Raw genomic sequence first — 24,352 nt, 5'->3', positions numbered from 1 at the left:
AGTATAGCCTCTCAATTCACTTGAATTCCCTAATATGTCTAAACTAATACGTCTAAACTAACAAGTCAACAAAAGTTGCTGATACAAGTAAATTCTATATCGTAATTGCAAATTCCTTTTTTCAATTATGCTTATTTAGCATAATTAATTATTTACATAATTCAATCTCATTTATAAGCCCTCCTCTCACGGCCGGCTATTTTCAACTGAACTATATTTCTTCATAAGAATATACAAAGGTGCAACAAGAACCATCGCACCAAGGCCGGTTACTAATTTATATAAATCTGCATTAGCTAAGAGCCATAAACTAGCAACTACTGCAATTGCCGGAACTAATAGCCCAAACGGCACTTTATAACCTGCATGACCAAAACTCTTTTTCCTTAAAACTGGAACAGCAATACAAGTCGGAATATATTGACTAAATCGACTGATAACACTAATTGCGGCTAGTTCTGCAAAGCTTCCTGTCAAGGTTAATAAAATGGCCAATCCTCCTGTAATAAGCACCGAAATATAAGGCACATTATATTTATTATTTTTCATCATAAATTTAGGTAACAGTCTGCCTTCTGCCAATGCTTGAGCACATCGTGGCGTATTAAAAGAACTTGCAATATTCAACCCGCCTATAGATATTAAGGTCCCCAGCGTTACCAGCAACAAGCCGTTACTCCCCCAAACACGCCCCATAGCATCTGCTACGGGCGTTTTCGTTCCGCCTAAATCAGCGCCCAAAATACCAACACAGTTAAACTGAACGAAAAAATAGACTACCGATACGAAAGACATGGATATGATTAAAGCCAACGGAACATTCCTTTTTGGATTCTCCATATCCCCGGCAGCTACACCTAAGTTTTCAAAACCTGTAAAAGCAAAAAATACAATAATAAAAGCTGTGGACACAGAGTTAATTGTCAAATCTGCCGGGATAAATGGAGTATAATTGCTTCCCTCTACATACCAAATTCCCCCTAAAATAAATATTGCCATAGGAATTAGTTTCGCTACAGTAGCAATATTATTTAAATACGCCATAATATTTATCCCTAAAAGATTAACCAAGCTTAAAGTAAGAATTATCCCGATAGCTATAGTCTTTTGCAATACAGGAGAGGCAATTTGCGGAATCAATGCTGATAAAGCAGTGGAAAAGCCAACGGCCATAGTCGCCCAGGCGATTATACTAACAATCCATTTCATAACCCCTACTTCATACCCAAAGAAATCCCCAAATGCTTGTTTCGCGTAAAGATATGGTCCACCGGACTGTTCAAACATACTGCCGCACTCCGCAAAACAAAGAGCAATAGACATAACCAAAACAAACACAAATAAATAGGCCAAAAGGCTAGCCGGGCCTAAATGATCATAGGCTGAACCCGGTAGCAAAAAAATTCCACTACCTATAACACTGTTAATCCCGTACAGAACGATTGTTTGTAAATTCCACTTTTTATCATTCATTTAATGTCCTCCCTAATCAAAACTTTGTCCTTATTATAGGGATGTCGACATTAAAAGTCAATCTAAAGAATTATTCTAGCAGGCTCTGTTTTATATATCCGAAGATCAATATAGGATATTTACTCTCTACTCACTGCCCCAAATCTTAGGTATGAATACGCCGGCCGTGATTGGAAAAAGCTTTTTGCAGATGTAATTTTTCGGCATAGCAGTAAATGCTTATGATAACAACGCAAAAATCCCCCTACCTATCTCGCGACTTTTGCTCTGGAAGAGCCCAGGAGTAGATAGGTAGGGGGATTTTTAAGTCCCAAAGCATTACTGCGACCGAAAAATTACTGTGCGATAGCTTTTTACCTCACGGCCGACTATCATACTTTATGATTATGCAACATCTTCACAAATTCAGGGTCAAAGTGATTTACGATTTCGCTATGGCCGATATCCATTGTCTTGATTTGATCCATATCTTCCTGAGAAAGTTCAAAATCAAAGACATCTATGTTTTGTTGCATACGTTCTTCCCGAACTGATTTAGGAATTACAATAACGCCACGTTGAATATTCCAGCGCAAAGCAACCTGTGCCGCTGTTTTATTGTATTTTTTACCAATGGCCGTCAAAATCGGATCGGTAAATAAATTACGTTTACCTTCGTTAAAAGGTCCCCAAGCTTCCGGTATAACGCCGTATTCCTTCATTGTATCAAGGTTAAGCTGTTGTTGAAAAAACGGATGTAATTCCACTTGGTTAATCATCGGTTTAATTTCAAATGTCATGCAAAGATCAGCAATTACGTGCGGATAGCAATTAGCCATGCCGATAGCTCTCAATTTGCCCTCTTTATATAACTTTTCAAGAGCCTTCCACGCATTAATATAATCACCGATTGGCTGATGTAGGAGCATAAGGTCAATATACTCTACACCAAGACGTTCCAACGACAATTCCACCGCTTTGATAGTCTTTTCATACGAATAATCTTGAACCCAAACTTTGGTGGTAATGAAAATTTCTTCGCGCGGAATGCCACTTTCTTTAATCGCTTCGCCAACAGCCGTTTCATTCAAATAGGCCTGAGCCGTATCAATCAAACGGTAACCGTTTTTCAAAGCCGTTGCCACGGATTTTTTAGCTTCTTCATGGTCCGGAATCTGAAAAACACCGTAACCAAGCATCGGAATTTTTACACCATTATATAACTCTCTGTATTCCATAATTTCTCTCCTTATTCTATATCTCCTTGACTATGTAAATATTAATTAGTCGTTGGCATGCACATCATAGTTTGCAAGTAAAAACTCGGCTACACCTTCATTATCAGGGTTGTGTACGCCCTTACCGGTGTCAAGACCACGCATTTCATTCATTTCGCTCTCGGTCAATTCAAAGTCAAAAATATCCATATTGCTCTTGATTCGTTCCGGCTTCGTGGATTTAGGGAAAACGATAATCCCTTCCTGCACTTCGAAACGAAGAATAACCTGGCCGGCGTTTTTACCATGAGCATCCGCAATTTTTGTAATCACAGGGTCCTTCAACAAATTAGCATTCCCCTGCCCCAATGGACCCCAGCCTTCTAATTTCACATCATGTTCGGCCATAATAGCGCGGATATCTTTTTGCTGATAATATGGATTGAATTCCACCTGATTAACGAACGGCATCGTTTTAAACTGCGGCACAAACTGATTCCAAATCTTCGGCGTCATATTACTTACACCAAGGGAGCGAATCTTGCCTTCAGCTTTCGCCTCTTCCATGGCACGCCAAGCCCCCGGCACATCACCGTATGGCTGATGAATCAAATACAAATCCATGTAATCCAGGCCTAATTTACGAAGGGATGTTTCAATCCCCTTTTTAGCCGCTTCGTAGCCATAATCTTGTAACCAAAGTTTGCTGGTAACAAAAATTTCTTCACGAGGAATGCCGCTTTCGCGAACTGCTTTCCCCACTTCTGCTTCATTAAAATAAGCAACGGCCGTATCAATATGGCGAATGCCCAAGTCCAAAGCTTCACGTACTGCTTTATAGGTGCTGCCGTCAGCAGGAATCCGGAATGTACCAAAACCGTATACCGGAATTTTCACGCCATCATTCAATGTAACTGTAGGAATCTTTGTAGTCATAAGTATCTCTCCTTTTTGTCAATTTTTACACAATATAAGGTGTCATTAACGATTTTAAAAATATATTACAAAACTCTTTGGTTCTTTCCTTAAAACTATTGGCACCGTCAGTCATATTCCAACAGAGCATCTGACCATACAAGATATCTATAATTGTATGCGCCAAAACATCTACCGGCGTATCGGCCTTCAACTCCCCGCGAGCAACACCACCTTCCAATAAAGACTTCACTGTGTTTATATCCATATATATTTTATTACGATGCTCAGGATTTTCGACTAAATTTGGATTCACAGTATTGCGTACCCATTCCTGGCAAAGCTTTAAACTGCTTTTTTCGATATCTGCCGAAAAACTCGTCATAAAAAATGTAAGTCGCTCTAAAAATGTTCCTTCATAATTCTTAGCTCTCTCTATAAGCTCCTCATATATTTCAAGGCCAAGTTCATATACTATATCTTCCTTACGTTTAAAATATGTATAAAACGTGCCGTTGGCAACGCCTGCAGCTTTTGCAATCTCCGCCACCGAAGTATTTACAAGACCTTTTTCTCTAATAATCTTCTTAGCCGCCGCCAATAAATTTTTCTTTGTTTCCAAGGCAGCCAACTGCCGATTATTCATATCATCACATCCAATCTTTTCGAACTATGTGTACATTGTATCACATTCACTGAATGGAAGTCAATGAATTTTGTTCAATAAAATATCTGTTGGTGAAGTAACACGTTCAAACCACTGATTCCGGCTCGGATATTCAGACTTTAATTGTGGGTATACGAAAGGCACTATCCCATATGCTCCTACGCTCTTTCAGAGCAAGAGTCGCGTAATGGGATAGTGCCTTTCGTATCTTATATCATCTCAATTTTAAGCTAAATATCCGAGCCGTTTAGCGATTAAACGTGATTACAAGCACCAACAGCGTATTATCATCTCACGCCGTGGAGGAGTTACCCTTCCCCCCACTGAGAAATGTAAATACGGTGCCGGTGCTTTGAAACGGCCAGTGAGTATAGATATTTTACAGGGTTGCCATAAATGCCTATGAAAGAAGCGAAAAAAGCCCCTATACCTATCACACGACCTTTGCACTGAAAGAGCCCGGGAGTAGATAGGTATAGGGGTTTTTGAGTGTCTATCGGTATCATGGCGACCGCAAAATAACTATGCAACGGCCGTTTACCGCACCGACAACTATTTCATTTCGAAAACTTTATTTCGAGAATTCTAAGTTCTCCAATTCTTCCTCACTAAACGGTTCTTTCATGCGTTTAGCCAAGTCATCGGCAGAGATTTCGTTTTCCCAACGAGCCACAACGGCTGCGGCCACACAGTTACCGGTTACGTTACAGAAGGTGCGGGCCATATCAAGAATACGGTCAACACCGAGGATAATGGCAATGCCCTCTACCGGCAAACCGAAAGCGGCCGCCGTACCGGCAATTACGATAAGAGATGCACCCGGTACCGCGGCGATGCCTTTTGTAGAAAGCATCAAGGTAACAAGCATCAACAACTGTAATTCCAATGGGAACGGAATACCGTAAACCTGCGAGATAAATACAACAGCTAACGCACTATACAAGGTGGAGCCGTCCAAGTTGAAGGTATAACCTAACGGCAACACGAAACTTACAATGTGTTTAGGAAGGCCGGCGCGTTCCAATTTTTCCATGGCAATCGGCAACGCCGCTTCACTGGCTGCCGTAGAGAATGCCAATACCAATGGTTCTTTTAAGACTTTTAACAACGGGAATAAATTGGTTTTTGTCAAAAAAGAGGCAATGGAAATTACGATGACCAAGAATAGAATCAAGGCTAAGTATAAACAAAGAACGAGTTTTAAAAGCGGTAATAACATACCGAGGCCGAATTCACCTACCGTGTAGGCAATGGCGCCGAAAATACCGATTGGCGACACATACATAATATAATGAGTAACTTTGAACATAATGTGTGCCAAATCTTTGGATAAGTCGATGATTTGACGGCCGTCTTTACCCGTGCTGGCTGCGGCAATGGCGAATAAACAACTGAAGAAAATAATCTGGAGCATATCGCCACGTCCCATAGCATCAACGATATTGGTCGGAACGATATTAACGAGCATTTCAACATGGTCGATACCGTGAGCAGACGCCGCTTTATTAACTACTTCGGAAGCACCGTTTTGCGTTAAAGCTACGCCAACGCCCGGTTCCATGACATTAACGGCAAATAAGCCTACGATTAATGCCAAACTGGTAGCAAATTCGAACCATAAAATCGCTTTACCGCCCAAACGTCCGAGTTTTTTGAAATCACCGGTTCCGGCAATCCCCATGACCAAGGAACTAAAAATGAGCGGTACCACGATCATTTTAATCATGCGGATAAATACATCGCCCAATGGTTTTAGACTTTTGGCAAACTCCGGAGCTACGCCGCCCACGATAACGCCTGCCACTAAGCCGATAATAATCCATGAAGCCAGACTTAATTTTTTTAACATAGCCAATGCAATCACTTCCTTTTTCGCATACATATAAATTATTTCAAATGAGCCTTCATTAATTCAAGGGTAATTCGACTTGAGATAGGCAAATCTCAAGTCATAGTTTTAGAATAAGGAGAAAATAAAAAAGAGTTATAAACCATTGGTTTTACTTCTTCCAATGGATTATAACTACGCTTGAAATACCCTTGAATTAACATGAAGCTTTTCTATTATATCAAAAAAGTTCGTTCCTTGCAATTTGCTATAGAATGACTAATTATACGTTTTTATAATTGTTTATACAAAAAGGACATCTGTCACATGTACAAAACACGGAAGATGTCCTTTATAGTTGCATACCCATAAATCGCTACTGATAATTGAGCCTTATGGTAATTGTCATAAGAGATTTTTTAATAGGCCTTATCGGTGAGTTGTCATAAGAAATTTTTAATAAGCCTTATCGAATCCTGATGGCGATAGTTACTTTGTAAACCTTATTGGTGAGCTGCCACAAAAGAATTTATTCATGAGCCTTCAATAGCGATACGGCCACTAAATCCCCTTCTTCATAGTTATGCTGACCTTGTTCCAATTTTGCCATACCATTGGCGTGGGCAAGTCCCAGTAAAGCACTGGAAGTGAATACACGATTCGGCATGAACACGGCTTCCCCTGATTCACAGGTAATGGCCCCTTGCACATAACGATCAAAGGGGTTCTTTTTGTGAATGCCACTGCCCAGTTTTAACATAACTACCGGTAACATGATATCGCGTCGTCCTTGCAAACTACGCAATACCGGTAAAACTAACAAATGATAGCAATTATACGCCGCTGTAGGGTTACCGGAAAGGCCCAAGCAAAAAGTAAGACCACCATTTTCACGACGAATCACACCGCCATAGGAAGCGGCACCGGGACGCATGAAGATGCGATCATACAATTTTTCAGCCCCTAAGGCTTCATAAATCGCCGGCATAGAATCAAAGAGGCCCACAGATACACCACCGGTGCTTATAATTAAGTCCGCATCAGCCGCCAACTGACGAACTGTTTCAATTTCTTCATCCAACTTATCCGGATCGTCACTTACATGATGTGCTTTAAAACCGGTAACCCCTTGCTCCTTCAACAAACCTTCCAGCATATAAAGATTAGAGTTGTAGATTTGAGCACCTTGCAGCGTTTCTGAAAGGGGCACCACTTCGCGACCTGAAGTTAAAACTACAACCTTAGGTTCTTTATATACCGGCAATTGTCGATGCCCGAGCCCGGCTGCTACAGACACACGGCCTGCATCCAATAAAACACCACCATCCATCAATATATCCCCTTCGGCACATTCTTCGCCTTCCGGAATAATATTTTCGCCTTTTTCAATAACGCCGTTTACTAAAATATCGTAACCCATAGGTTCCATTACGTCGCGCACCTGCGAATGCTGCAACGGTATCCCATCATCGGAGCACAAACGGCAGCGTTCCTGCATAACAATGGTGTCACAATCATCAGGCACCGGTGCGCCCGTCATGATGCGCACAGCTTCACCTTGAAGAACTTTGCCTTCATATTTTTCACCCGCACCGATTGTGGCAATAACCGTAAACTGCGATTGTCCTTCACTATGTACAATGGCATAACCATCATAAGGAGCCTTACGAAATGGCGGAATACTTGTCTTGGCAGTCAGTTCTGTGCTTAAAACGCGGCCCAACGCATCTTCTAAAGGAATATTCTCTGTTTCTCGGGGCGGTAACTGTGCTACCAAATCCAATAATTTACTTCGCGCCGCTTCAACCGTAATGCCTTCCATACGGTCACCTCCTCAGCTTTTTTATAATCTAAATAAAATATACCTTTTGAAAAAACTGCAATATCTGCTACATCATCTTAAATAGTATATTTCTTAAAATAAAATACAAATTCCTACAATGACTTAATTAAAGCACACTTCTTTTACCAACCAGTTGGCCAATGATTCTATGTCATGTAATGAAAACACAGCTACGCCGTCTGACGGTAATACATTTTCTTGTGAAAACGCCTCATTGTCGTTCATATACACCACGGCCAATAATTTATCAACCGGCGTAATGCAGTTTTCAAAATTCGTCGGTGCCTCCGTTACCACTTCAATAATCGGCTCTACACCGCGGCTCCGCGTTTCCATAACTACAATATCGACCGGCAATTGTTCGGCCAAGGTCATTAAATCGGTTGGCCCCTCCGTTTTATTTAAAATCGCATACCCGGTAGGTCCGGCAATGGCTACAGCCTTCGCGCCGGCGTTATCGGCCTTCCATGTATCAGTTCCTTCTGAATCCATGGTAAAACCGTGACCATCACTTTTGACAAAACCCACTTCATAGCCAAGAGCATCCAAAGCCTTAATTAAGCGCGTAGCCACTTCGGTTTTGCCCGTTTTAGACTGACTGGCCACCACGGAAATAATCGGTTTTTGACGAGTACTGTTATACGCTAAAGCGCGAATCGCCTTATATTCATTATAAGTGTTTACATTTTTATAGGCATAGGCGTTAGCCGATACATCGACATATTCTGTCGGACAATGGTCAAAAATGGCCCGCAAACGGCGTTCCCCTTGCTGTAACAACTTTATAATAACCGGCAGACAACGCTGGCTATATAAGGCCCCCAAAGGTTCTAAGTTGCCATTTATAGTAGGCACAATACAATCTACCGGGGTTCTCCCCAAATGCGAGCGAAGTTTTGTTACATCGCCAAAGTCAAAATTGTCAAATAACGGCATGTCCACCGACACCGCCAAATAAGCATCACAATGCCCTTCACTAAGGCCGACCGCCAAACCGCCCAAAGGGCCGCATGGTTCGCCCTGATCGGCCGTTAAAAAGATAGATAAGGTCCGCTCGTTTTCCAAAACCCATTCCAAACGATGCACATCATGAGGCTCTACGGTGGCCAATTCAGCATCACTAAGGCGTACCCGACCACTTAAATCCGATAAAGGATGCATAGCATAGAGTTCACCCGGTAAAGTTCGTAAATCGACCGGCTGATTACCGGCGATAACGATATGTGAAAAAGCAAAGGACCTCGCCCTGGTCATGAGCGAGGTCAAAAGTGTGCCTTCTTGCCAAGGCAACGATGCTTTGTCACGTCCCATGCGAGTACTTTGACCGCCACACACTATGAGAAGCCCCATATCATGCAATTGGTTCATATCTGTACGTTCTACTAAAAGACGTTTCATAAATAACTCCATTAACTCATTCAGCCACAATTAACCGCGCGCCGAACGAATTCCTTTCATAATACGGTTATAGAACAGTACTATAACCGCCATATTAATAACTAATTCCGGCACCATATAACTGGCATTATAAATCATAGAATAAATCCATGGGTTTTGACCGGCCGGTGCATAGGAAGCAAATACGACAGCGCCCGACACAACGGAGCAGACCCAGCGTAATGCACATCCGGCTGTAACGCCCCAAATAGCGCGTACACGGCTGTTACCGAAGAAACCGGCAACACCGATGGCACCATAGCCTAAAATATAATCCAGTAAGATGCTTAAAAAATGAAGCGAAAATTTGAAGCCCAGCAAAAAATCGATGATACCGTAAGCCATACAAGTTATGACACCCCACTTACCACCCCAACGAATGGCAAAAATGATAAGCGGTACCAAATTGGCTGCATTCACCGAACCGCCTTGCGGCATTTGAAAGAGGACTACAAAATGTAATACATATGCGATTGCAATCGATAAACCCGCTTCCACCAACATTCTTGTACGTTGTTTTTGTTCCATAAATATCCTCCCGACCATGGGTCGTTATCACAACAACAGTAAAGATATGATTTGCGTTCTCCTTAAGCTTTTTACCCAATTGCTTGCAAATATAATTTAATTATACCGCCAGAGCGAAGTATAAATCAACTCAATACCGTTTTTTGCCCCAAGTATCGGAGTTTTTACAAAAAGCAAACATGGCATTTACAAAACCCGAACATTAAAACGATATATAAATCATACTGTTCGAGTTAGGCTTGCAAAAACACTATCTTTCCTATATAATGTCTAATGGATATTTATGTTATTACAAGGAGGCCTTCCATGATTAATACAACAAACATTTTTGATTATGAAGACATTCAGTTAATCCCGAATAAATGTATTGTTAACAGCCGTAGTGAATGTGATACTTCAGTAAAACTCGGCAATCGCACATTCCGTTTACCGGTTGTACCGGCCAACATGCAGACGATTATTGATGAAGAATTGGCTGAAAAATTAGCCCGCAACAATTACTTCTACATCATGCACCGTTTTGCTCCACACACTCGTCTTGATTTTATTAAACGTATGAAAGAACAGGGATTATTTGCATCCATCAGTATTGGTGTAAAAAAAGAAGAATTTGATTTCGTTGATGAAATTAAAGCAGCCGGTCTTTCTCCTGAATATATTACCATCGATATCGCTCACGGTCATTCCAATTCCGTTATTGAAATGATTCAGCATATAAAAAAACAATTACCGGAAAGCTTCGTTATTGCCGGTAATGTTGGTACTCCTGAAGCCGTTCGTGAACTTGAAAATGCCGGCGCTGACGCTACTAAAGTCGGCATTGGACCGGGTAAAGTATGTATCACGAAATTAAAAACCGGTTTTGGTACCGGCGGCTGGCAGTTATCCGCTGTTCGTTGGTGCACCAAAGCGGCTACTAAGCCTGTTATCGCTGACGGCGGTATCCGTGACCATGGCGACATTGCTAAATCCATTCGTTTTGGCGCTACTTTCGTTATGATTGGTTCCCTCTTTGCCGGTCACACCGAATCTCCGGGTAAAGAAGTTGAAATCGACGGCAAACCATACAAAGAATACTTTGGTTCCGCTTCCGAATCTCAAAAAGGCGAACGTAAAAACGTGGAGGGTAAAAAAATGTACATTCCTTCCAAAGGCAGCCTTTTCGATACCTTAACTGAAATGGAACAAGACTTACAGTCCTCTATTTCCTATGCAGGCGGTAATAACTTGACTGCAATTCGAAAAGTGGACTATGTAATTGTTAAGAATTCGATATTCAATGGGGATCGCTAAGTCGTAATAGGCGAAGCCCTGCTGTGGCCGTAGTGCTACATATATAAACTGAAAGACCCTATACATCCTGTTCCCTCCTAGGTGCCACGGGCACAAAAGTCGGTTCACAGGATGTATAGGGTCTTTTTGCGTTTCTGCGACTTTAGCATCTAGGACCACAGCAAAGGGTATCGCCGTATTAGATCTTAGCTCTAGGAGAAGTGCGGCACAAAAGTCGCTTCATAGGATGGTAAGGGTCTTTTTAAGTTTCTGCTACTTTAGCACCTAGAGCCACATCAAAGGGTGTCGCCGTATACAATCTTAGCTCTGGGGAGAGCTTGGGTGCCACGGGCACAAAAGTCGGTTCACAGGATGTATAGTGTCTTTTTAAATTTCTGCTACTTTAGCACCTAGGACCACAGCAAAGGGTGTCGCCGTATTAGATCTTAGCTCTGGGGAGAGCTTGGGTGCCGCAGGCACAAAAGTCGGTTCACAGGATGTATAGTGCCTTTTTTTATTTCTGCTACTTTAGCGTCTAGGGCCACAGCAAAGGGTATCGCCGTATTAGATCTTAGCTCAGGGAGAAAGGTTCTTTAGAGATAAAAAGCTTTCAAGATATAGTGTTCTAAAAGTACTGTGTACACTAATTCAAATTACTGCTCATATAATTAAAGATATTCTTAAAAAATTTTATAATGGCTTTACACCATACTATACACTCTTTTAGAAATAGGTATAACGCCAATGATCCCAGAAGATAAATCGCATTAAATAGTTTGTCAAAAGTATAGTTACCATTGTTTATAATTCCTGCAATATTGCCATATAGAAATCCACACAAACAAATGAATAGTACTAATCGTGGAATCCATGTTTCCAATAATTGACACATCTTCTTTAGCCATTCCTTTAAATCCATATCCCTAGCTCCCTCTCAAAGGTGTTAGTATATAACTCTTAGTTCATTCCATCTTTTCTGAAATATTATTAAAATCGAAACTCATCCCACATCGGTTTTCCCCATGAGTCTGTATAAACCGGTGTCTCTACTAATTTCCCCGCTTTGCCTTCTTTTAATCGTAAATAAATCTGTTCATCACCAGGTTCCAAACGCTGTAATACTATGACCCTGTCCCCATACACCTGTTGCAAGCCCTTTATTTGTTTATCATTTGCATCATATAGATAATACAAATCATTTACATAGTCTATTTTTATAAACCCGTCTTTCCCATACGAAGTTGGATATATACAAAGACCATAGATATATTGTGCATCCGCGAGAGCATTTTTAGGAAGCAGTAAATCTATATTCATTTTTCTGTCGACCAGCACATTAGCATGAAATATGCCATTAGCCTCATACCTTGGCTACCCCCATTTAGATATTATCATGGAAATTAACCAAATAAATATCATCAATATTAGGAGCATCATATACAATATATGAAGGAAGACTAAAAAAATTTTGGGAATTTTATTTTTAATCATATTTTAGCCTCCTTCTTGTAGATATGACTTATGCAAATCTACTATTTTAACAATTATTTTTCATTAAGACTCCCATTTTTATATACGCATATATACCTGATGAGAAAATGTCTACAATTATCAAATACTAATAAATTTTAACTATCATCTCTTTTTGCTTTGTTTCTTCTTTTAATTCTGTCGACACCTTTAATATTTCAAATATTCTAAGTTCTTCTTTATTCATATCACTTTTATTTATTAATATAAGACCATCCTCATTACGTAATCTTAATAGTTTGCCTTTTTCTTCTGTATTTTCAACAAATATCTGAATTTGATCCTTCTGTCGCTCTATAATACCCTGAAAATAAGGTCCATATACATATAATTTATTACCACGTTCATAACTAGATTGTATGTCTTTAGCAATAATATTATTATTTTTCCTGTCATATAAAAATATACGCTGCCCATCCGGCAAAAGAGAAAATCTATTCAGTTCAAAAAACTCATTTATAGTTACTTTCACATGCTCTACCTTTACCAAAGGATAGAACAATAGCCCAAAAAATACTATCAATAAAGCAGTTGCACTTATAAGGCGCCTCAAACTATTTTTCACAATTTTATTTCTCCATTTTAAAGCATTAAATATATAGACTTCAAATTATCGACTAAAAATACAATAAACCATATCCCCCATAAACGTACTCTTATATTTTAGAACAGAACAAATGTACATCTTGAAAACTTTTATTTATTATATCAACTCATATGAAAAATAACAATATTCTCTGAATGATAAAATAATTTTCATAATTATCTTTATACCCCCTAAAAAACAAAAACCACAAGGGGTGGAAAAACCCTTGTGGTTACTGTATTTTTATATTAATTGATGATGAATTAGAGCCCACATATGACTTAACTTAAAATCCTAATTTTATTCTTGAGTACACATGTTATCATCATCTGCTTCTTCATCATTTTCATCAGTTTCACGAACCGGTGTTTTGCTCCAAGCGAGCCAAGCACAGATGGCCATGCATACTACGACGGTACCTACCATTGGCCATGGGGTGTTGTTAAAGAAGAGTGCTAAGGCTACGGAGGATACGATGCCGCTACCGTATTGCAAGGAGCCGATAAGAGCGGCAGCGGTTCCTGCTTTGTCGCCCGCTTTATCAAGGGCAGCTGCAGTAGCGCAAGCTGAAATGATACCATTGGTTGCAAAGATTAAAACTACGGACAAAATAACACCGTAAACGCCCCACACATTTGTATAGGTCATAAAAACCAGCAATAATACAGCTGCCATTGTACCTAAGGTAGATGCCCGAAGTAAGGTGTCCATCGTATAGCGGGCAACGAGTGCTCTGTTTACGGAGCTCATAATAACTACACCGATAACATTCATGGCAAATAATGCGCCGAAATAACGTTCCGGAATGCCATAATAAGTAATATATACATAAGGTGTACCGGCAATAATCGCATAAGCCCCCATATAGAAGAAAGCTACGCACAAGGTGTATTTCATGAACGCCCAATCGGCAAATAATTCGCCATAAATTTTAAAAGCTTTTTTAATCCCCGCCTTGTTGCGACGTTCTTCCGGCAATGTTTCCGGTAAAAAGAATGTGCCGATACCGATTAAAACACCGACAACAGCAACGGCCCAGAAAATCATATGCCAAGAAGCAAATTCAACAATTAAACCGCCAATGGAAGAGCCTACAATTGGTGCCCCTGCCATGAGCATGGTAATCAAGGATAATTTGTCAGCCGCTTCAGCAAGGCTGTAGCGGTCGCGAATCATGGCTCGTGATAACATAGGCCCCACACAGGCACCGATAGCCTGAAAAATTTGCCAAATAACGAGTTCTGTCATGGTATCGGCAGTGGCACAACCAATCGTGCCGATAACAAATAATACCGAACCCATAATTAACGGTTTAATACGACCGATGCTATCACTAATAGGACCCCACACGAGTTGCGCAATCATAAAACCGAATAAATAGCCGCTGATTGTGAGTTCCGCCCCCGGTCCCAACATTTCCGTCATAGCAGGTAACGCCGGTAAGTATACATCCGTCGATAAGGAGTTAACCGCCATCAACGAAGCCAGCACGGATAAGAATATAAATGAATTATTTCTCATTTTATTTACAAATTCCAAAACTATCACTCCCTCACTCAATAAGAGACAATGATGCGAAATGAATCGTATCAGTGTCTCTTAAAAACTACGTCTTTATATTTTTGAAAAAGTTATTTCAAACAAAACATTGTTATCCATTTATCAAAAACATATTTTTTCACCACTAACCTTATTTATTGCGACGTTCTTTTACCAAATTAATGAAAAAGTCTACTGTAGCCGGATCCTGATGGCTGAAGAATAAGCTTGTCTTCGTATCCAAAGATTGAATGCGCGCCATGTCATCAGCGGACAACTCAAAATTCATCACATCAAAGTTTTCTGCCATACGTTCCGGTTTAACGCTCTTCGTCAAGCAAACAATGCCGCGTTGTACTTGCCAACGAATCATAACCTGAGCCGTTGATCTATTGTATTTTTTAGCAATATCCATCAAAACAGGATTTGTGAAAATGTTATTGCGTCCTTCCGCAAACGATGCCCAAGATTCTAACTGTACATTGTTTTTAATCATATTTTCCTGCGCTTCGATTTGCTGATTGAACGGATGTGTTTCCACCTGATTTACCTGCGGTTTAATTTCAGTAAATGCCACAATGTCGCTCAAACGATCCGGATAGAAGTTACTTACACCGATGGCACGTGCTTTGCCGGCTTTATAAGCATCTTCAAGCGCACGATAGGCACCATAGTAATCACTGAATGGCTGATGCAATAAGAATAAATCAACATAATCAGTTTTTAATTTTCTCAAAGATTCATCGATAGACGCTTTAGCTTTTTCATAACCATAGTTATCAATCCAGATTTTGGTAGTTAAGAAAATTTCTTCACGAGGGATACCGGATTCGGAAATCGCTTCCCCAACTTCTGCTTCATTAAAATAAGATTGTGCCGTATCAATGTGACGATACCCAACTTTTAACGCTTCAAGCACAGCTTGTTTCGTATCTTCCTTCGGAATCTGGTACACACCGAAGCCTAAAATCGGCATCTTTACACCATTATTCAAAATAACTTCTTTTTCGTTGTAATTATTCATAGTCATATTATCGCTCCTTTTATTCTAAGTACTTGCGTTCAAAAACAACTTCGTGAACACTTCTACGTAACTTACATGTCTAAGTATATAGAAACTTATCGTTAAAGTACAATAGTAGTTATCCATAGCAGTATACGGTATAGTTATACTGAAAGTTGAAGCCCGGCTGCGGCTTAGTGCTAAATAACTTAATATAAAGACCGTTACTATCCTGTTTGCTCCTACGTGCCGCGGGCACAAAAAGTCGCTTCACAGGATAGTAACGGTCTTTTAGCATTTCAGCTGTTTTAGCTACTAAGCCGCACCAAGGGCTTCGCCGTTTCACATAACGGGTGGAGGGGAAAGGAAGAATGCTCCTGAGCCCATGCTACAAAAGAGTCGCTTCTCAGGATGGTAACGCTCTTTTTGCGTTTCAGCTGTTTTAGCTACTAGGCCACACCAAGGGCTTTACCGTTTCACAAAACAGGTGTCGTAGGAAAAGAAGAAACCTCCCGGGTCCGTTCTATCAAAGATCTCTTTACAAGATATAAAAACATTATGACCGGTGAGTTATTTTTGTATTCTATATCTTTAAATAAAATTATATAGAATAAGTAACTCCCCCCTCTCCTATTGATTCGATATACGGCGCTAACCTTAGATGCGGCCACGGCTGATGCTCCAAATTAGATAACAACAAAACGACCCTCTCTATCCTGTGACGCGACTCTTTGTGCCCGCGGCACGTAGGAGCAAACAGAATAGAGAGGGGCGTTATTTTATTTAGTTAAGTCGTGGCCGCATCCAGGCTTCGCCTATACGAACTCTTCCTCCCTCCCCCCTATTAACTAGGCCGGTCATGGCGTTTTAGCCCTTTATGTGGCCTAGATCCTAAATAAGCAGAATGCAAAAAAGGACCCTGACCATCCTGTGTAGCGACTTTTGTGCAGAATGCACCCAGGAGCAAACAGGATGGTCAGGGTCCTTTATTCAATTATTAGAGTTAAGCCACATAAAGGGCTTACGCCTCAACGGCTCTAGTTAATAATTCCTCCAGCATGCGCGGATGGTAATGGCTCATAAACACAGTTGTATCTCTATCAATGGTTTTAATAGCTGCCATGTCTTCTTCGGTAAGGCTAAAGTCAAATACGTCGAGGTTTTGCGCCATCCGTTTAGGGCTGGAGCTCTTGGCGAGGCATACAATACCGCGTTGAAGTTGCCAACGAATCATGATTTGTGCCGTAGATTTATTATATTTTTTACCGATTTCTTCTAAGATTGGATTGGTAAAAATACCGTCTTTACCGCGAGCAAAGGCAGCCCAAGACTCTGTCTGAACGCCATGTGCTTCCATATTGGCACGGGCAAATTCCTGCTGGAAGTACGGATGAATTTCAATCTGGTCGACTTGCGGTTTAATTTCGTTGAAGGCAATGAGGTCATTTAAACGATCCGGATAGAAGTTGCTTACTCCGATAGCACGCAATTTACCGGCTTTATACGCGTCTTCCAAAGCACGATAGGCCCCATAATAATCATTATATGGCTGATGAAGGAGCATAAGGTCAAGATAGTCAAGGTTCATACGTTTTAACGCATCGTCAATGGCTGCTTTGGCTTTTTCATACCCATAATTATTAAACCAAATCTTCGTTGTTACGAAAACTTCATCACGCGGTACGGACGTGGCATTCACGGCTTCACCCACTTCGTTTTCGTTGCCATATAAGCGAGCCGTATCAATGTGGCGATAGCCCGCATCAAGCGCGTCCAAAACGGCCTGTGTCGTGTCTTCATTCGGAATTAAATAAGTCCCAAAGGCAAGAATCGGCATTTTCACGCCATTATTTAGGATTACATAATCTTTTACGTTATTCGTTTCCATATGCTCTCACTCCTATACATCCGAATCGTTCTTTTATTTAGAACTGTTTTAGCTTAATAGACTTATTCTTAGCTTTATAGATTTATTCTCCGCTTAATAGAACTATTCTTAACTTAATAGAACGATTCTTAGCTTAATAAAACTATTCACCTTTTTATAACAATAAAGGCTATCTAATTTTTACAATTAAATAGCCCCATTAACATATTATTTCCCCTGGAAGTTAGGACGACGACGTTCCGCAAAGGCACGCACGCCTTCTTTGAAGTCTTCCGAGAAGCCCAAGGTTGTTTGTAAATGCACTTCTAATTTAGCATATTCATCCCAACCGCTGAATACACTGGCCCACATCATTTCTTTCATAGCTTTGAAGGATAATTCAGGCCCTTTAGCCAAACGAGTGCAAAGACGGTCGGTTGTTTTTACTAATAATTCCGGTTCGCACACTTTATAGACAAAGCCGTATTCTTTCGCTTTTTCAGCAGTTACCGCTTCACCGGTCATGGCGAGCTGCATAGCGCGGTTCATACCGATGGCACGAGTCAATAAGAACATCCCGCCCGCATCAGGTGCAAGGCCTACGTTAACAAAGGCCTGGATAAAACGGCTGTTGGTAGAGGCAATACAGATATCCGCAGCCAATACCATATTAAAAGCAGCGCCTGCTACAGCTCCGTCGGTGCTCATAACAACAGGTTTGGACATTTTTTTCATGGCAAACGAAATTTGCATAACGAGTTCAGCGATGGCTACCAACGACTGCTGGTCGTTCTCTTCAACGGCGCGTTTCATTTCCGACAAATCGCCACCGACAGAAAATACCTTACCTACCGCATTGATTAAAAGCACGCGTGCTTCCGGATCTGCTTCAGTGCGCTCGATGGCATCAAGGATTTCATTACACATAGGAATGTTAAACCCGTTCTGCACTTCCGGACGATTAAAGGTAATTGTTGCGATTTTGTTAGTTACTGAATACAAAATATTGGTATATTCCATTGACTACTCCATTTCTAATACTCGGAATCAAAGCCTTCCTTATATTACCTAAATAACAGGATTCTAAAAAAGTGCCCTCTCAAACTTTATCTTCTACTTTGTTATTAGTATACCGAATTTCTTCGATAATGAAAAGAGGCGGTTTTAGGCTTTATCTTTTAATTTCCCAATTTCTAATAGATAGCCATGGCTATGTATACTAACCTTCATTACCTTATTTTAAAACTGTTTCCTTCATAGCCTGAATCAGCGTTTCATCGGGACGACCATTCCCATACATTAACGCCATGCCGATAAATACGGCCCCGCCGATAATATTACCTAAGCTGACCGGCAAGAGATTGTTAATAAAGAAAGACCCCCAACCGAGTTGTGCCAGGGCATCCGGTGTAACCCCCAATGATGTGGCCTGTGCCACGTAAGACGGATCGGAAGCGGCCAAAATACCGGCCGGAATATAATACATGTTAGCCACACTGTGTTCAAAACCGGATACGATAAACATGAATACAGGTAAATAAATTCCCAGAATCTTACCGGACGTTGATGTGGTGCTGAAGCTGAGCCAGACGGCTAAACATACGAGCCAGTTACAAAGTATTCCCAATGCCAATGCTTGACCAAATGTAAGCGTCACTTTGCCGACCGCCAGTTTAATCGTCATGCCACCCAGCAGGTTGGCGCCACTGTGCCATAGCCCGGATTGGCTTAACAACCACGCGATGCAAAGCGACCCCAATAAGTTTGCCATAAATACAATCACCCAATTACGCAATAAACGGTATAGGGAAATGCGCCCACATAGCCAGGGCCGTTGTTTCTACAGGTTTCAACAATTTTGGATCATTCATAAAAAATTCGCCTCCTAATAACTGACTGTTACATGCATTCTGCTATATGCATACTGCTACATACATACTACTATATGCATACCGCTACATATACACTGCTACATATACGCTTTTACATATACGCTTTTACATATACACTGCTATTTTATAACGACCACTTAGTCATTAACGGCTGACCGATAAAAGCTACCGACTTTTATCAAATATTTACGAACTTTTGTAAAATGACCCTATGTGACTTCACACGCTGAACCTCTGACATAGTTTATCTTTTCTATTGTAGCATAAAACACGATATTTGTGTTGTACTAAATTCAAACGTCCTTAGACCTTAGTCCTATTACAATTCTTTTACAAATACTTTACTGCCTTTTTTCTATATCTTTTTTTAGCACTTTGTTAGGATAAAGAGAGCAGAAGTTCATTTTTATTTGATACATTAGGAGGTATTTTCATGAACGGAAAGCAGCATTTACGTAAAATGGTATTTTTTGCTTTAGCAGGTGCCTTAGCGTTCGGTCTTAGTACGCCCGCAGTCCAAGCAGCAGCTCCTGCAGTGAGTGTAGTTTCTCAAGCAAACTTACCTGCCACGGCTGTGACAAGTAACGCAATTAAAGTAATGCCTATTAACCAGGCAAAATTCTGGCAGGGTCAACGTTTTGACTTTGAAGTGGAATTACCGCTTACTACTACAGAAGTAGCAGTAACAATCAACGGTGAAGACGCTACTAAAGTTTTCAAACAAGACGCAACAATCACCCAATACGCCGACCATATTTCCTATCGCATTAACGATGTGTCTTTCAAAGACACCGGCGACAAACGCGTTAACGTAGTTGCTAACACAGCTCAAGGCGCCATCAGAAAAATGGCTAACTACAAAGTAGTTAACGAAAAAGCTCAAAAGAAAGCTAAAAACGTTATCCTCTTCGTTGGCGACGGCATGAGCATGCAAGCTAAAGAAGTGGCTCGTATCCTTTCTAAAGGCATGAGCGACGGTAAATTCAACGACGTTTTGGCTATGGAAAAAATGCCTCACATGGCTCTTATCACTACTTCCGGTTATGACTCCATCGTAACGGACTCCGCCAACAGTGCTTCCGCTTACAACACCGGTAACAAATCCGTAGTTAACGCTATGGGCGTGTATGAAAACAGCACTCCGGACCCAATGGATGATCCAAAAGTAGAAAATATCTCTGAAATCATTTCCCGTGCGAAAGATATGTCCTACGGTATGGTAACAACTGCGGCTGTAACTGACGCAACTCCGGCTGCCGTAACTGCACACACTCGTCGTCGCGGCGAACAGAACTTCATCGCAATGGACTTCTTAAATCGTAAAAACCCACCGGCTGTTGTTTTGGGCGGCGGTTCCCAGTTCTTCTTACCATTAGAAACTCCTGGTTCCAAACGTAAAGATAATGTGAACGTAATCCAAGAGTTCAAAAACAAAGGCTACCAATTTGCCGGTAACAAAACTGAACTTGCTCAAACTACAGCTGACAAACCAATCCTCGGTTTATTCACGCTTAACACTATGAACGTTTACATGGATCGCGAATTCTTACCTGAAAATCCATCCGTGCTTAAAGGTTTCAACGACCAACCTGGTCTTTTGGATATGACTAAGAAAGCCGTTGACGTATTAGAAAAGAACCCTAACGGTTTCTTCCTTATGTCCGAAGCCGGCTCCATTGACAAACAATTACATACAATGGATTGGCAACGTGCGGCTTATGACGCTATCGAATTCGACCAGACAATCCAATGGGCTCAGGAATACTCCAAAGCTCATGGCGACAACACTTTAATCATCGTAGTAGCTGACCATGCTCACGGTATCAGTATTACCGGTACTTACAGCGAACAAGATGGCAAAGTAGGTCGTGAAGCAGTTCGTGTATACGGTGATGCAGGCTGGCCTACATTCATCGATGCTAACCGCGACGGCTTCCCTGATAACCCTGATGCTGACGTAACCTTAGCTGTTCAATACGCTAATGCTCCGGATCATTATGAAAACTATCGTTTCCAAAATGAACCAACCAGCCCAGCTACAGCCGGCAAAGACGGTCTTGTAATCGCTAACCCTAAACGTGCTCCACAAGGCGCTCGCTTAGTACAAGGCAACTTACCTACAACTACCGGTGAAACCAGCGAAATTCACTCCGCTGACGACGTAGTACTCATGGCTCAAGGCCCTGGTTCCGAATACTTCCACGGCGTTATGGACAACACTGAAGTATTCTTCGGTATCCTCCGTGCCCTTGGCGTTGACGGCAACAAAGATAACAACAAATAATTTTTTACAAGGATGTGACTAGGAACAATGATGCAATTAAAACAGTGGCTACGCCCTTTAATACTTGGCCTCGTAGTACAGCTTGCAGTTGTCATGGTGCCCAACACGGCTTTGGCGGCTTGGCTGAATTTTGAAGACATGTATGCAGGCGCAACTTCAGAAGGGCTTATTTTATCGGATAGCTTATTGTCATTAAATGGGCAAAATGTAACGATGCAAGGTTATATGGCTCCACCGCTAAAACCGACCATCAACTTCTTTGTGCTCACGGAAACACCTATGGCCATCTGCCCCTTCTGCTCAACTGATGCAGATTGGCCTAGTGATATTGTAGTCGTTTATATGGACGATTCCGTAACGGCTTTGCCTTACGATCAGGACATTACCGTATCGGGACAATTAGAAGTAGGCAGCTATGTAGATGGTGAAACAGGCTTCGTAAGTCTTGTTCGCCTCCGTGGTGCTGAGGTTTATTAATATGTTGACGATTCAAAATCTGACCCGTCAATTTCCTGACGGCGACACCTTGATTACCGTATTGGACTTGCCTTCCTTTGAAGCACCGACCGGTAGTCAATGGTGTTTGACCGGCGTTAGCGGCAGTGGCAAATCCACCTTACTTCAGTGCATAGCCGGACTCCTACAACCGACTACCGGCACGATTCAGGCGGATGATGTCAAATTGACCGAAATCAACGCAAAAGAACTCGATCATTGGCGCGGTCAACAAGTTGGTTATATTTTTCAAGACTTCAATCTGCTCAGTTTTTTAACAGCCGAAGAAAACATTATAAGCGGTGCCTTCTTTGCCAATCGTTTTACGCACAAAGAGATGACCGATGAAGCGGTGAAACTCATGGATATCATGGGACTTACCAATCTCCGTCACAAAAAGCCGACCCAATTGAGCAAAGGTGAGCAACAACGCGTGGCTATTGCCCGAGCGCTTATAAAAAAACCTTCCCTACTGTTAGCCGACGAACCGACAGCCAGTCTTGATGCCGCCAACAGTGCCATCGTTATTGACTTATTGCGCAACTACAGCACAGAAGCCAATGCCACATTACTGATTGCCAGTCACGAAACGACTGTTATTTCTCAATTCACTAATCAATTACACTTAACAAAGCGAGGTTCTCATGATTCGTAAAATAGCCTGGCAGCAGCTCTGGTCCAAACCTCTGACCACATCGCTCCTGCTTCTCGTCATGGCGCTCGCGGTAGCCTTAAGTGTATTGGTAGTTTCCTTGGGTAGCGGACTGCAGCGTGGACTCATCGCCGCGACCGAACCCTTTACCCTACTCGTAGGCTCTCCCGAAAGCAGCCAACAGTTTGTACTCAATACCGTCTTTTTACAAGACAAACCCCTTTCCAATATCAGTTACCAAGAAGTTACTCAATTACGCGCCAATACTAAACTTGTAAAACAGGCCATACCTTTAGCTTTTGGCGATAGTGTAAAAGGGTTTCGCTTAGTTGGTACCGAGCCTGAAATTTTTACCGTACGAGCCGATAATACTAAACCGGAATGGCTGCGCCTCTCATCGGGCCGTCCGTTCCAAACCCCTTTTGAAGCCGTTATCGGCCAAGATGTGGCAAAACAATTAGGCCTGGCTCTAGGTGATACCTTCTACTCCACACATGGTACTTTGGCAAAAGGTAAAGAGCATCAAGAAGAAAAATTTACGGTTGTCGGTATATTAGCCGATACCGGCGGCCCTTATAATCAAGCCGTTTTGACACCTATCGAAAGCATTTGGGAGCTCCATGCTCACGGTCATAAACCAAACCGAGTACAAGGACAACTCCCAAAAGCCGCTCAAGCTCAAGCCCAAGAGCAAGTGCAAGACCAAGATCATAGTCACGACCTTTCTGAAAAAGGCGATGTGACGGCTATCATGGTCGAACCGGTAGGTTTCGGACAAGCCTATACCCTAGCAGCCCAATATGTCAAACGCAAAGATGCTCAACTCGTATTCCCCGCCCAAGTCATTACCCAACTCTTCAACCTCATGGGGCGTGGTGAAAAAGTATGGCAACCCATCGGTTACTTATTAATCGGACTTGCCATGGCCGTTGTTTTGGTAACTGCTTATTTGGCAACGGTGAATCGACTCCGCGATTACGCCATCTTAAAAGCGCTCGGCGCTACACAAAAGCAGCTGTACAGTATTTTGATACAGCAAACGGCCTATGTAATAGGTCTTGGCGCAGTCTTTGGCTGGCTCATGGGCTTTGGCGCCTACCTCGGCCTGGCCTATGCATTAAACACCAGTTCAGCCATTATCATGCCGCTGGCCATCTCCTCAGCGTCTTTGCAACTCACCCTCCTTTGCATAGTCGTCGGTCTGGCGGTAAGCCTCTTGCCGGTGTACGCATTCCACCGGAAGGCAAAACAATTACATGATGTAATGAATTAACACACGTTTTACACAATCTCACCTACACAAAAAGGGATATATCACGAAGAACTACCCACTCTTCGCTGATAT

At 41.7% G+C, this 24,352-nt stretch carries 19 protein-coding genes and 1 pseudogene; 5 read left to right on the top strand and 15 right to left on the bottom strand.

The features are described 5' to 3' along the window. Positions 1-186 precede the first annotated feature (186 nt). The 8 genes from CCC71_RS05545 to thiT form a co-directional block, all read right to left on the bottom strand. Positions 187-1,473 (bottom strand): APC family permease, encoded by a 1,287-nt coding sequence (locus tag CCC71_RS05545; protein ID WP_226974130.1) that lies wholly within the window; start codon positions 1,471-1,473, stop codon positions 187-189. A 371-nt stretch (positions 1,474-1,844) separates the two neighbouring features. Continuing rightward, entirely contained in the window at positions 1,845-2,690 is an 846-nt protein-coding gene (locus CCC71_RS05540) for an aldo/keto reductase (RefSeq protein ID WP_021842545.1), read from the bottom strand. Between the two features lie 45 nt (positions 2,691-2,735). Further along, positions 2,736-3,605, bottom strand: coding sequence for an aldo/keto reductase (locus tag CCC71_RS05535; RefSeq protein ID WP_226974129.1), 870 nt, complete (start codon positions 3,603-3,605; stop codon positions 2,736-2,738). Positions 3,606-3,630: 25 nt separating this feature from the next. Beyond that, complete coding sequence (locus CCC71_RS05530) at positions 3,631-4,206, bottom strand: TetR/AcrR family transcriptional regulator (protein WP_296333198.1); 576 nt, start codon at positions 4,204-4,206, stop codon at positions 3,631-3,633. 616 nt (positions 4,207-4,822) lie between these two features. Further along, positions 4,823-6,133 carry a dicarboxylate/amino acid:cation symporter gene (locus tag CCC71_RS05525; RefSeq protein ID WP_021842548.1) on the bottom strand — a complete coding sequence of 437 codons (1,311 nt, stop codon included), beginning with the start codon at positions 6,131-6,133 and terminating at the stop codon, positions 4,823-4,825. Positions 6,134-6,608: 475 nt separating this feature from the next. Beyond that, on the bottom strand, positions 6,609-7,901 hold the full coding sequence (locus tag CCC71_RS05520) for a molybdopterin molybdotransferase MoeA (RefSeq protein WP_021842549.1): 1,293 nt from the start codon (positions 7,899-7,901) through the stop codon (positions 6,609-6,611). 123 nt (positions 7,902-8,024) lie between these two features. After that, positions 8,025-9,320 carry a molybdopterin-guanine dinucleotide biosynthesis protein MobB gene (locus CCC71_RS05515; RefSeq protein WP_226974126.1) on the bottom strand — a complete coding sequence of 432 codons (1,296 nt, stop codon included), beginning with the start codon at positions 9,318-9,320 and terminating at the stop codon, positions 8,025-8,027. A 30-nt stretch (positions 9,321-9,350) separates the two neighbouring features. Then, complete coding sequence (thiT, locus tag CCC71_RS05510; RefSeq protein WP_021842551.1) at positions 9,351-9,887, bottom strand: energy-coupled thiamine transporter ThiT; 537 nt, start codon at positions 9,885-9,887, stop codon at positions 9,351-9,353. A gap of 306 nt (positions 9,888-10,193) precedes the next feature. Here thiT and guaC point away from each other — a divergent pair, with 306 nt between their 5' ends. Next, positions 10,194-11,180, top strand: coding sequence for a GMP reductase (guaC, locus tag CCC71_RS05505; protein ID WP_006556499.1), 987 nt, complete (start codon positions 10,194-10,196; stop codon positions 11,178-11,180). A gap of 966 nt (positions 11,181-12,146) precedes the next feature. On the opposite strand, the gene CCC71_RS05500 is transcribed toward guaC, so the two are convergent. From CCC71_RS05500 to CCC71_RS05470, 7 genes and pseudogenes are all read right to left on the bottom strand, one after another. Continuing rightward, the gene (locus CCC71_RS05500) at positions 12,147-12,494 is read right to left on the bottom strand and encodes a hypothetical protein (RefSeq protein ID WP_295261361.1); all 348 of its coding nucleotides are present in this window, start codon (positions 12,492-12,494) and stop codon (positions 12,147-12,149) included. 283 nt (positions 12,495-12,777) lie between these two features. After that, positions 12,778-13,254, bottom strand: coding sequence for a hypothetical protein (locus CCC71_RS05495; protein ID WP_021842554.1), 477 nt, complete (start codon positions 13,252-13,254; stop codon positions 12,778-12,780). Positions 13,255-13,575: 321 nt separating this feature from the next. Continuing rightward, positions 13,576-14,796: a multidrug effflux MFS transporter gene (locus tag CCC71_RS05490; RefSeq protein WP_296333193.1), complete on the bottom strand. Its 1,221-nt coding sequence runs from the start codon at positions 14,794-14,796 to the stop codon at positions 13,576-13,578. A 169-nt stretch (positions 14,797-14,965) separates the two neighbouring features. Then, the gene (locus CCC71_RS05485; RefSeq protein WP_021841568.1) at positions 14,966-15,844 is read right to left on the bottom strand and encodes an aldo/keto reductase; all 879 of its coding nucleotides are present in this window, start codon (positions 15,842-15,844) and stop codon (positions 14,966-14,968) included. Between the two features lie 994 nt (positions 15,845-16,838). Then, positions 16,839-17,705 carry an aldo/keto reductase gene (locus tag CCC71_RS05480; RefSeq protein WP_021841567.1) on the bottom strand — a complete coding sequence of 289 codons (867 nt, stop codon included), beginning with the start codon at positions 17,703-17,705 and terminating at the stop codon, positions 16,839-16,841. A gap of 207 nt (positions 17,706-17,912) precedes the next feature. Next, positions 17,913-18,704, bottom strand: a complete 792-nt coding sequence (fabM, locus tag CCC71_RS05475; RefSeq protein ID WP_021841566.1) for a trans-2-decenoyl-ACP isomerase — start codon at positions 18,702-18,704, stop codon at positions 17,913-17,915. A 214-nt stretch (positions 18,705-18,918) separates the two neighbouring features. Next, a pseudogene (locus tag CCC71_RS05470) lies at positions 18,919-19,500 on the bottom strand (formate/nitrite transporter family protein); the annotation flags it as partial. A 509-nt stretch (positions 19,501-20,009) separates the two neighbouring features. Here CCC71_RS05470 and CCC71_RS05465 point away from each other — a divergent pair. Genes CCC71_RS05465 through CCC71_RS05450 form a run of 4 tightly spaced genes read left to right on the top strand, consistent with a single transcriptional unit; the run spans position 20,010 to position 24,280 of the window. After that, entirely contained in the window at positions 20,010-21,860 is a 1,851-nt protein-coding gene (locus tag CCC71_RS05465) for an alkaline phosphatase (RefSeq protein ID WP_247239822.1), read from the top strand. 27 nt (positions 21,861-21,887) lie between these two features. Continuing rightward, a complete protein-coding gene (locus CCC71_RS05460; protein WP_226974119.1) occupies positions 21,888-22,337 on the top strand; it encodes a hypothetical protein in 450 nt (149 codons plus the stop codon). Position 22,338: 1 nt separating this feature from the next. Further along, positions 22,339-23,010, top strand: coding sequence for an ABC transporter ATP-binding protein (locus CCC71_RS05455; protein WP_021841562.1), 672 nt, complete (start codon positions 22,339-22,341; stop codon positions 23,008-23,010). Next, positions 23,000-24,280 carry an ABC transporter permease gene (locus tag CCC71_RS05450; protein ID WP_296333188.1) on the top strand — a complete coding sequence of 427 codons (1,281 nt, stop codon included), beginning with the start codon at positions 23,000-23,002 and terminating at the stop codon, positions 24,278-24,280. Before CCC71_RS05455 ends, CCC71_RS05450 begins: the two co-directional genes overlap by 11 nt. The last annotated feature ends 72 nt before the right edge of the window (positions 24,281-24,352 follow it).

Source organism: Veillonella sp. LMAG:90 (genome assembly GCF_008679445.1).
Lineage (GTDB): Bacteria > Bacillota > Negativicutes > Veillonellales > Veillonellaceae > Veillonella_A.
The sequence above is the reverse complement of the archived record's forward strand: the minus strand, read 5'-3'. Positions and strand labels throughout refer to the sequence as shown.